8 protein-coding genes are annotated in these 10,346 nt (G+C 73.6%); 5 read left to right on the forward strand and 3 right to left on the reverse strand.

Annotated features, from left to right (window positions below):
* Window positions 1–1,195: DUF6777 domain-containing protein (locus GPJ59_RS27500; protein ID WP_219670392.1), on the reverse strand; the 1,195-nt coding region annotated here is incomplete at its 3' end.
* 401 nt (window positions 1,196–1,596) lie between these two features.
* Between GPJ59_RS27500 and GPJ59_RS27505 the strand changes: the two genes are divergently transcribed.
* Window positions 1,597–2,922, forward strand: a complete 1,326-nt coding sequence (locus GPJ59_RS27505; RefSeq protein WP_219670393.1) for a streptophobe family protein — start codon at window positions 1,597–1,599, stop codon at window positions 2,920–2,922.
* Between the two features lie 103 nt (window positions 2,923–3,025).
* On the opposite strand, the gene GPJ59_RS27510 is transcribed toward GPJ59_RS27505, so the two are convergent.
* Window positions 3,026–3,712: a hypothetical protein gene (locus GPJ59_RS27510; protein ID WP_219670394.1), complete on the reverse strand. Its 687-nt coding sequence runs from the start codon at window positions 3,710–3,712 to the stop codon at window positions 3,026–3,028.
* Window positions 3,713–3,719: 7 nt separating this feature from the next.
* Window positions 3,720–6,095 (reverse strand): ABC transporter ATP-binding protein/permease, encoded by a 2,376-nt coding sequence (locus GPJ59_RS27515; RefSeq protein WP_219670395.1) that lies wholly within the window; start codon window positions 6,093–6,095, stop codon window positions 3,720–3,722.
* 173 nt (window positions 6,096–6,268) lie between these two features.
* Here GPJ59_RS27515 and GPJ59_RS27520 point away from each other — a divergent pair, with 173 nt between their 5' ends.
* The 4 genes from GPJ59_RS27520 to GPJ59_RS27535 form a co-directional block, all read left to right on the forward strand.
* Window positions 6,269–7,321, forward strand: coding sequence for a cation diffusion facilitator family transporter (locus tag GPJ59_RS27520; RefSeq protein WP_219670396.1), 1,053 nt, complete (start codon window positions 6,269–6,271; stop codon window positions 7,319–7,321).
* A gap of 102 nt (window positions 7,322–7,423) precedes the next feature.
* Window positions 7,424–7,903, forward strand: coding sequence for an NUDIX domain-containing protein (locus tag GPJ59_RS27525; protein ID WP_219670397.1), 480 nt, complete (start codon window positions 7,424–7,426; stop codon window positions 7,901–7,903).
* 46 nt (window positions 7,904–7,949) lie between these two features.
* Complete coding sequence (locus GPJ59_RS27530) at window positions 7,950–9,203, forward strand: Tm-1-like ATP-binding domain-containing protein (protein WP_219670398.1); 1,254 nt, start codon at window positions 7,950–7,952, stop codon at window positions 9,201–9,203.
* An 83-nt stretch (window positions 9,204–9,286) separates the two neighbouring features.
* A partial coding sequence (locus GPJ59_RS27535) for a serine/threonine-protein kinase (RefSeq protein WP_219670399.1) occupies window positions 9,287–10,346 on the forward strand: 1,060 nt, incomplete at its 3' end.

Genomic DNA, 10,346 nt, shown 5'->3' on the forward strand with positions numbered 1-10,346 from the left:
CACCCGGGTCCGTCTTGTTCTCCGTGGTCCCACCCGGGTCCGTCTTGTTCTCCGTGGTCCCACCCGGGTCCGTCTTGTTCTCCGTGGTCCCACCCGGGTCCGTCTTGTTCTCCGTGGTCCCACCCGGGTCCGTCTTGTTCTCCGTGGTCCCACCCGGCTTCGTGTCGCCCGGCTTCGTCCCATCCGGCTTGGTGTCGTCCGGCTTGGTCTCGTCCGGCTTGGTGTCGTCCGGCTTGGTCTCGTCCGGCTTCGTGTCATCCGGCTTGGTCTCATCCGGCTTGGTCTCGTCCGGCTTCGTGTCGTCCGGCTTGGTCTCATCCGGCTTCGTGTCGTCCGGCTTGTTCCCGGGCGGGACCTGGTTGCCGTCGTCCGGGTACCTGTGGTCCTCGTCCTGGTCGGACGGGACGTGCGTCACGATCTTCGGCGGCGGGACCGGCTTGTCGGGCCAGCGCTTGTCGTGGTGGCGGGTGGGGGCGGAGTCGCGGTCGTACCAGCGCTTCTTGTCGTGGTCGTAGATCGTGATCTTGTTGATGACCGTGACCGTGGGCTTGATCACCACGATATTCTGCGGCCGGTACGACGACCAGGCCTGACCCTGCGGCTTCGCCGCGCTCTGCAGCGGCGCCGGCTCGCCCAGCGGGTTGCCGCACGCGCAGCGCACCTTCGGCACACCGCGGTTGTCCACCAGCACGGCCGTCCCCGTCTGGAGCACGGCCTGGTACGACGTCGTCCGGCCGTCGCGGTAGCCGTGGTTGGTGACCCGGGTGTCGTGGCGCAGCGTGACCGGGGTCAGGGAGCGCAGGTAGCTGGGCACCGCTGCGGGCTGGATGCCCAGTGACCCGGCGAACGCCTCGTTCTTGGCCGGCGCCGCGGACAGGACCTTGACCTGCTTCTCGATGTCGCAGCTGGCGGTGTTCTGGCTGCCGCCGTACAGGGTCGGGTCCGAGCCGGTGACGGCCTGCGCGGTGACCTTGCCGCTCGCGGGCTTCACCTCCGGCGGCGGCTTCGCCCCGGTCGTCGCCGGCTCGGGCGGCGGAGGCTTCTCCTCCGCGTTGGCCGTGGACTCGGTGAACGGGTCAGGGCCTTCCGCCGCCACGGGCTGCAGGAACAGCTCGCCGCCCTCCGAGCCCGAGGGCCGGGTCAGTACGAGGACGAGCCCTACGACGGCCGCCAGCGCCACGACGCTGGTGGCCACGCGCGGTATGGAGCGCCACCACGGCTTGTGGGGTTCGTCGGGCGTTTCCGCAGCCCGGTCCGGCGGCTCGCCGCCACCTGGACCACCGGGCCCCCCACCGGGCCCCCCTCCGCCGGAGCCTCTGGAGCCTCCGTGCATGCCGGGCGGCGGTGGGGGCGGTGGGGTGGACCCCTGCTGGCCCGAGAGCGGGCCCGAAGGCGGTCCGGTGGGGCGTTCTGACGGCGGGGTACCGGCGGGCTGCGTGGTCATGGGGGACTCCTAGGCGCGGGGGGACCCGAGTCCCCGAACGAACAATCTTTTCTCCCTTACTTCGGACATAACAGTATAAGGTTCACCCCATCGGGCCATAGTGCCCGCCCTCCCGGTGGTCCCTCCGGGCCGGACCGGCCTACCGTGGCCGGGTGAGCCGAACCTCCGGGGGCTCCCTCAGGGCTTGGCGCGACGCCCTCGTGGCCGTCGTGGCGGGCTTCCTGGTCATGGCCGCCCTGTCCGCCGCGGGCCTGGCCTGCGCGGGCGCGACCGAACTGCCCGGCGGGGCGTACCCGCACGTGGTGGCGGCCGTCGTGGTGATGGCGGCGGGGGGATCGCTGGAGGTGTCCGGCGGGGCCGGCTTCCTGGCGGACGCCCAGCTCGCCCTGTCGGTGCTGCCGTTGTCGGTGAGCCTGGGCGGCGCCCTGGCCCTCGGCCTGTGCTTCCTGCACCCCCTGCACAACCGCGCGGTGGCGACCGCCCGCGAACTCCTGCTCCGCGCTCTCCCCGTGGTGCTGCTCTGGCTGCTGGCCCTGGCCGGCTCCGCCCAGCTGGCCCGGCACACCTTCGCCGTCACCCTGCCGGGCGGACGCCGCGAGCCGCCCGGGTCCGGGGAGCCCGGCGAGTCCGACGACCTGGGAGACCTGGCCGACCTGGGCGAGTTCGGCGACCTCGGCGATCTGGAGGACCTGCTCGACATCAGGCCCACCGTGGGATTCCGCCCGGACCTGCCGGCGACCCTCGGGTACGGGCTGCTGTGGATCCTGGGCCTGCTGCTGATCACCCTGCTGGTCTCCCGGCGGGCCCCGCTGCCCGCCCCGCTGGTCCGCTTCCACGAGGCCGTACGGCCGGCCGCCTTCGCGGTGGCGGCGCTCCTGCTGGCGGCCACCGCGGTGGCCCTGGTGATCGCGGTGGTGGTGGCCGCCACCCGAGGTCGGCCGGCCGACACCTTCGCCGTGGTGTTCCTGGGACTGCCGAACCTGGCGTGGCTCGGGCTGACCCTCGGCCTCGGCGGGGCGTGGGAGGGCCGGGTCGAAGGTCCGTTCGGTCTGCCGATGCCGCAGGTGCTGGACGAGGTGCTGCGCACGCCCGAGCTGTCCCGTTTCGACGTGGGCACCCTCGCCGAGCGGGACGGGCGGGCCTGGTGGCTGGTGGTGGCGGCGGTGCTCCTGCTGCTCGCCGCGGGCTTCCTTGCGGCCGTACGGTCGCCCGCGTGGGTCCGGCCCTGGCAGCACGCCCTGCACCTGGGGGTGTCCCTGGCCCTGGCGGTCCTCGTCGTCTGCCTGCTGTGCCGGGTGCAGGTGCAGGTCGGACTGTCCGTGCTGGGGCTCGACGTCGGGGGCGGGGTGGGCGGCAGCGTGGAGTTGCACGCGGTGCTGTGGCGCACGGTGGGCCTGGCGCTGCTCTGGGGCGGCGTCGCCGGGTTCCTGGGCGCCCTGCTGGCCCGCCCGGTGCACCGCCGCGGTGAGGCGTCCTGACAGGTCAGCGGTCAGGCGCCGACGCGTCAGCGGCGAGGTGTCCGATGCGTCAGCGGGCAGGTGTCCCCCGACACGTCAGCGCCCCGCCGGGCCGCCGACCGCCTCAGTACTCCCCCCGCCGGGCGATCTGCGTGGGCGGGTGCGCGGCGTCGCGCCCCGGGAGCGGGGAACCCCAGTCCTCGTCGGATTCGTCGCCCGGCGTGCCCTCGCCGGGCGCGGCGGACCCGGGCGTGCCGGACCCGGGCGTGCCGGGGCCGGCCGGGCTGCCGGACCCGCCCGGGTCGACGGCCTCCGGCCCGTCGGACACGGCGTACCCGCTGAGCCGCTTGCCGTCGGCGTACATCCAGCGCCGGGAGGCCTCGTCGTAGACCCAGACCGCCTCCCCCTCGACGACGATGCCGGCCCGCAGGCCCTGGGTGGCGCGGCGGAAGGATTCGCCGTCCGACCGCCCGGCCGCCTGCTCCGCCGCGGCGCGCCGGTAGCGGTCCAGGACGTCGGCCGACCGGGCGAGCAGCGGCAGGGGGTCCTCCGCCGCCGTCGGCGGGTGGGGCCCGCCGGCCGGTGGCGGCTGCGGTACGGCGACCAGCAGCCGCCCGTCGACCCAGGCGGACCAGCCGTTGGAGCAGAGGATCTCGCCCCAGTCGCCCCTGCGGGAGAGCAGCTGCACCGGGAGCAGGGGGTCCAGGTCCACGGGGGGCTCGGCGGAGCCGGGGGCGTCCCAGGCGGACATGCCGTCGACGGGGACCACGTGCGTGGGCCGGAACGGGGAGACCTGGGGCTCGGCGGTCATCGCGGGGCTACTTCCGCATGATGGCGGGTTCGTGGCGGCGCAGCAGCCGGGACAGCACCAGGCCGAACAGTGCGGACAGCACGAGCAGCATGAACACGGACAGGAGCCAGACGCCGGGCTCGTGGTCGAACAGCGGGTCCTGCGTGACCTTGGTGGGCACGATGGCGCTCAGGTCGATGGTGCCCGCCATCGCGGCCATGGCCCACCGGGTCGACACGAACCAGGACAGCTGTTCGAGGACGGGCACCCCGGTGAGTTTCAGCAGGGTGCCGCAGAAGGCGGCCTGGACGATGGTGAGGAGGACCAGCAGCGGCATGGTGGCCTCCTCCTTGCTCACCAGGGCGGAGATCATCAGGCCGAGCAGCATCGCGGTGAAGGACAGCAGGGCGACGGCCAGGGTGATCTCGATCAGTGGCGGGAGGAAGACGCCCTTGCCGCCGGGGGCGTTGGTGCGGACGCCGGCGAGGCCGACCACGGTGAGGACCACGGCCTGGGCGACGGTGATTGCGCCGAGGACCACCACCTTGGACATCAGGTAGGCCGACCGGGACAGGCCGACGGCACGCTCGCGCTGGTAGATGACGCGTTCCTTGACCAGTTCGCGCACCGAGTTGGCGGCGCCGGTCAGGACTCCGCCCAGGACCAGGATGAACAGGGCGTTCAGAGCCGTGTCGAGCGTGAGGGCGCTGCCGGCGAGCACGCGGGCCATGCCGCCCATGACGAACGGCAGCGCGACCATGATGATCAGGAAGGTGCGGTCGGCGGCGAGCACGGCCGCGTACCGGCGCACCAGGGTGGACAGCTGGGAGCCCCAGCTCTGGGCCTTGGGCGGCGCGTGCGGCAGGACTCCGGCGGCCCGTTCGGCCTCCGCGGCCGGCGGGGGCCGGCCTGCGGCGACGTCGACGTACAGGCGGTGCTGCGGTGAGGCCCGGTACACCCCGGCCCAGTCGCGGTCGCGGTCGTTCTCGAACGCCTCGTAGGCTTCCGGCCACTCCTCGAAGCCGAAGAATGCGAGGGCCTCCTCGGGCGGGCCGTAGTACGCGGTGCGCCCGCCCGGTGCGAGGACCAGGAGGCGGTCGCAGACGTCGAGGTTGAGCACGCTGTGGGTGACGACGATGACCGTGCGGCCGTCGTCCGCGAGGCCGCGCAGCATGTGCATCACGGAGCGGTCCATGCCGGGGTCGAGGCCGGAGGTGGGCTCGTCGAGGAACAGCAGCGAGGGCTTGGTGAGGAGTTCGAGGGCGACGGAGACGCGCTTGCGCTGGCCGCCGGAGAGGCTGTGGATGGGCTGGTCGGCCCGCTGCTCCAGGCCGAGTTCGCGGATCACCTCGTCCACCCGGGCCGCGCGCTCGGCGGCGGCGGTGTCCTGGGGGAAGCGCAGTTCGGCGGAGTAGGCGAGGGCGCGGCGGACGGTGAGCTGGACGTGCAGGATGTCGTCCTGGGGGACCAGTCCGATCCGGCTGCGCAGCTCGGCGTAGTCGCGGTAGAGGTCGCGGCCGTCGTAGAGCACGGTGCCGTGGTCGGCGGGGCGCAGGCCGGTGAGGGCGCCGAGCAGGGTGGACTTGCCGGCGCCGCTGGGGCCGACGACGCCGAGCAGGCACTTCGCGCCGACCGGGAAGGAGACCCCTTCGAGCAGGGTCTTGCGGCCGTTGTCGACGGTGACGGAGAGGTTCTGCACGTCGAGGGAGACCTCGCCGGTGTCCACGTACTCCTGCAGCTGGTCGCCGACCAGGCAGAGCGCGGAGTGGCCGATGCCGACGATGTCGCCCTCGCGGATGCGGGAGCGGGTCACACGGGTGCCGTTGAGGTAGGTGCCGTTGTGGCTGCCGACGTCGACGATCTCGTACCCGCCGTCGGCGAGCGCGACCAGTTCGGCGTGCCTGCGGGAGACCTGGAGGTCGTCGAGGACCAGGTCGCTGTCGGGTGACCGGCCGATGCGCAGGACGCTGCGCGCGCCGAGCGGGCGGACGGAGGTGGGGCGGCGGAAGGTGGCGGTGAGGCTGGGCGCGGCGACCTCGGCCGGGCCGCCCCGGCCGGAGGACACCGCGGGTCCCGGCGGGGGTGTCCGGGCGGTCACGAGGGCGCGGGGGCCGTCGGACTCGCTGCCGAAGCGGAGCTCGCTGCCGGGCCCGATTTCCCAGGCGCGGACGCGGTGCCCGTCGGCCCAGGTGCCGTTGGTGCTGTTCTCGTCCTCAAGGGTCCAGTGGTCGCCCTCGGGGCGCAGGATCGCGTGGTGCCAGGAGACCCGGGCGTCGTCCAGGCAGATCTCGCACAGCGGGTCGCGGCCGACGTGGTACGTCCGGCTCGGGGTCATCACGGTGCGGCCCTCGGCCGTCTCCATGACGAGCTCGGGGGCGGTCGGTACGCCGGGGCGCTGGACCATGAGCAGATTTTCCCACGATCTCCACGGCCCGGCATAACCGCAGGTCAGAGGCCTCTTATGGGTAATGACAACGGTCCCCGTTGCAGCCTTTGCCCCTGACGCTCCGGTGCGCTTCACTTCACTCGCTACAACCGAACGGATCCGAACGGACACCGAACAGACGGGGGAACGCCATGGGTGCAACGGGTGCGCAGGACCACGCGCACGACCATGCCCACAACCGCGGCGGCCATGTCCACAGCCGCGGCGGCGGCGCCGGGCACGACCACGCCGGTCACTCGCACGGGGTCGCCGCGAACGCCGACCGGCGCTGGCTGGCCATCGCGCTCGGCCTGATCGGCACCTTCATGGCGGTCGAGGTGGCGGTCGGCATCCTCGCCCACTCGCTGGCCCTGATCTCCGACGCCGCGCACATGCTGACCGACGCCGTCTCGATCGTGCTCGCACTGATCGCGATGCGGCTGGCGGCGCGGCCGGCGCGCGGCGGCTTCACGTACGGGCTCAAGCGTGCGGAGATACTCTCCGCCCAGGCCAACGGGCTGACGCTGCTGCTGCTGGCGCTCTGGCTGGCGTACGAGGCGGTGCGCCGGCTGATCGATCCGCCGGAGGTGGCGGGCGGCGTCGTGCTGGTCACGGCGCTCGCCGGTATCGCGGTGAACGTCGCCGCCGCCTGGTGCATCTCGAAGGCGAACCGCTCCTCGCTCGCGGTCGAGGGCGCCTACCAGCACATCCTCAACGACCTGTTCGCCTTCATCGGCACCGCCGTCTCCGGCCTGGTCGTCATGACGACGGGCTTCGTCCAGGCCGACGCGATCGCCACGCTCGTCGTGGTGGTGCTGATGGTCAAGGCGGGCTACGCGCTGGTGCGCGATTCCGGCCGGATCTTCCTGGAGGCGGCTCCGGCCCATGTGGACCCGGACGCGGTCGGCGACCGGCTGGTGGCGCACGGCCTGGTCACCGAGGTGCACGACCTGCACATCTGGACGATCACCTCGGGCGAGGCGGCCCTGTCGGCGCACGTGCTGGTGGAGCCCGAGGGGGACTGCCACGCGGTCCGCCGGGACCTGGAGAAGCTGCTGTCCGCCGAGTACGGGATCACGCACACCACCTTGCAGGTGGACCACGCGCAGGAGGCCCTGCTCTCCGTCGGCCGGGGCGAGGCGGGGGACGGTCACTGCGCCGCGCCGCACGGGCCGGTGCACCGCGAGGGCCCGCACGTGCACTGAACACACTGAACGCACCGCGAGGGCCCGCATCCGCCCGGCCCCCGTCCAGCGGGCCGGACCCCGATCCGCTGAACGGGGGCCGGGCGGGGCATGCATGGACGCATGACGGACAAGCGCAGCGCCGGACTCCTGCTGTTCCGCCGCGCCGGCGGCGGGAGCCCGGCCGGCATCGAGGTCCTGCTCGGCCACATGGGCGGGCCGTACTGGGAGCGCAAGGACGAGCGGGCCTGGTCGATCCCCAAAGGTGAGTACGAGCCGGACGAGAGCCCGCGGGACGCCGCCCGCCGGGAGTTCACGGAGGAGATCGGGCTGCCGCCGCCGGACGGCCCGTACCTGCCGCTGGGCGACGTACGGCAGCCGGGCGGGAAGCTGGTGACGGTCTGGGCGGTCGAGGCGGACCTCGATCCCGCCCGCATGGTGCCGGGCACCTTCACCATGGAGTGGCCGCCCCGGTCCGGCCGGACGGCGGAGTTCCCCGAGCTCGACCGGGTGGCGTGGTTCGCGCCGGAGGTGGCGCGAATCCGCCTGGTGCCCGGTCAAGTCGCGTTCGTGGAACGACTTTTGGAGCATTTGGCTGGTTGATGCGGATGGACTTGCCAGCCGCACCCGGTGCATGGACATTGCCCTCATGGCGAACGTCGTGCTGGTGGGAACCCTGGACACCAAGGGTGTGGAGTACGGCTGGCTGCGTGAGCGACTGCTGCGCGCCGGCGTCGAAGTCATACTGGTCGACACCGGAATCATGGGCGAGCCCCGGGTGCCCGCGGACGTACCGCGCGAAGCGGTGGCCCGGGCCGCGGGGACTGAACTGTCGGAACTACGGGCGGCCGCCGACCGGGGCGCGGCCGTCACCACGATGGCGCGGGGCGCGGAGGCGACCCTGCTGCGCCTGCACGCCGAGGGACGGCTGCACGCGGTGCTGGCGATCGGCGGGAGCGGCGGCACCTCCATCGCCACCCGGGCGATGCGGTCCCTGCCGCTGGGGGTGCCGAAGGTGATGGTGTCCTCGATGGCGTCCGGGGACGTGGCGAAGTACGTCGGCTCCTCGGACATCACGATGATGCACAGCGTGGTGGACATCGCCGGGATCAACACCGTCTCGGCACCGGTTCTGGCCAATGCGGCCGACGCGGTCGCGGGGATGGCGAAGGGCTGTGCCCGTGCCTCCCGGGAGATCCGCCCGGGCCGGCTGGGCACGGGCGCCCGGCCGCTCGTGGCGGCGAGCATGGCGGGCGTGACGACGATCGGCGTGGACGCGGCCCGCGAGCGCCTGACCGAGCTCGGCTACGAGGTCCTGGTCTTCCACGTCAGCGGTACCGGCGGCCGCACGCTGGAGGGCCTGGCCGCGCAGGGGGTGTTCGTCGGCGTCCTGGACTTCACGCTCTGCGAGATCGCCGACGAGCTGTGCGGGGGTCTGCTGAGCGCCGGACCCGACCGGCTCACCGCGGCCGGGCGTGCCGGGATCCCGCAGGTGGTGTGCCCGGGCGCGCTGGACATGGTGAAGTTCGGGCCGCCCGAGACGGTGCCGGAACGGGTCCGCCACCGCCACCTCCTGGTCCACAACCCGTCGGTCACGGTGGTCCGCACCACGCCGGCCGAATGCGCGGAACTGGGCCGGCTGGTCGCGGCCAAGCTGCGGCCGGCGACGGGCCCGACGGCCGTGTGCATCCCGAAACGGGGACTGTCGACGCTGGGTGCTCCGGACGGGCCCTATCATGACCCCGCTGCGGACCGGGCCCTGTTCTCGGCGCTGCGCGAGGGCTTGCGCGGCAGCGCGGCGCAGCTCTACGACTACGACACCCACATCAACGACCCCGCGTTCGGGCAGGCCGCGGCCGACCGGCTGCACTCCCTGATCCGCGCGGAGCGGGCCGCCGCCTGAGCGGACCCGTACGGTCGGGAACCGGCCACGGCCCGTCCGTGTCCCAGGGGGTGGAGACCCGCACCAGGGGGGACGGAACGGAAATGAAGGCGTGGTCGGTCCCCGGCTACACGGAGACCAGTGAACTCGGCGCCGGCGGCAGCGGCCGCGTGGTGCTCGCCGTGCACGACGGGACGGGAACTCCCGTCGCGGTGAAGTACCTCAGCGAGCGGCTGCGCACCGATCCGGCGTTCGTACGGGAGTTCCGGGCGGAGGCCCGGCTGCTGGGCGCGCTGCGCTCGCCGTACGTCGTGGGGCTGTACGAGTACGTGGAGGCGCCCGGCGGCGCCGCCATCGTGATGGAGCTGGTGGACGGCATCGCCCTGCGCGCGCTGCTGAAGCAGTCCGGGCACACCGACCCCGAGTCCGCCCTGGTCGTGCTCAAGGGCTCGCTGCTGGGGCTGGCGGCCGCGCACGCGGCCGGCGTCGTCCACCGCGACTACAAGCCGGAGAACGTGCTGGTCGCGGCCGACGGCTCGTCCAAGCTCGTCGACTTCGGCATCGCCGCGGACCGCGGCAGCACGCCGGGGGTGGCCGGCACGCCCGCGTACATGGCGCCGGAGCAGTGGCAGGGCGGTCCCGCCTCGCCGGCGACCGACGTGTACGCGGCGACGGCCACCTTCTTCGAGTGCCTGACCGGCCGCAAGCCGTACGCCGGGGAGAACTTCGCCGAGCTGGCCGTCCAGCACATCGAGGCCCCGGTGCCCGAGACCGAGGCCCCGGAGCCGGTCCGGCCGCTGATCCGCCGGGGCCTGGCGAAGCTGCCGGAGGACCGCCCGGAGAACGCCGAGGCGTTCGTGGCGGAGCTGGAGGGCGTGGCCTGCTCGGCGTACGGGCCGGACTGGGAGGAGCGGGGGCAGCGCAAGCTCGCGGCGCTGGCCGCCCTGCTCCCGCTGCTGTTCCCGTCGGCTACCGCGGCGCCGGCGTCGACCACGGCCTTCGCCACCACCTCGCTGTGGGCGCCCGGGCGGCGCGGCTGGCTGGGCGCCGGGGTGGCACTGGTGCTGGGCGCGCTGCTGGTGTTCACCGAGGCGGCGGCCTCGGACCGGCCGGAGGGGCCGTCGGCGCTGAGCGCGTTCGCGACGACCAGCGCGGCCCCGCCGA

The organism is Streptomyces bambusae (assembly GCF_019400985.1).
GTDB classification, from domain to species: Bacteria; Actinomycetota; Actinomycetes; order Streptomycetales; family Streptomycetaceae; genus Streptomyces; species Streptomyces bambusae_A.

Excerpts from the sequence above, each read along its gene's own strand:
- GPJ59_RS27530 (WP_219670398.1), top strand. The coding sequence starts at position 7,950 with ATGGCGAACGTCGTGCTGGTGGGAACCCTGGACACCAAGGGTGTGGAG.
- GPJ59_RS27510 (WP_219670394.1), bottom strand. The coding sequence starts at position 3,712 with ATGACCGCCGAGCCCCAGGTCTCCCCGTTCCGGCCCACGCACGTGGTC.
- GPJ59_RS27520 (WP_219670396.1), top strand. The coding sequence starts at position 6,269 with ATGGGTGCAACGGGTGCGCAGGACCACGCGCACGACCATGCCCACAAC.
- GPJ59_RS27525 (WP_219670397.1), top strand. The coding sequence starts at position 7,424 with ATGACGGACAAGCGCAGCGCCGGACTCCTGCTGTTCCGCCGCGCCGGC.
- GPJ59_RS27515 (WP_219670395.1), bottom strand. The coding sequence starts at position 6,095 with ATGGTCCAGCGCCCCGGCGTACCGACCGCCCCCGAGCTCGTCATGGAG.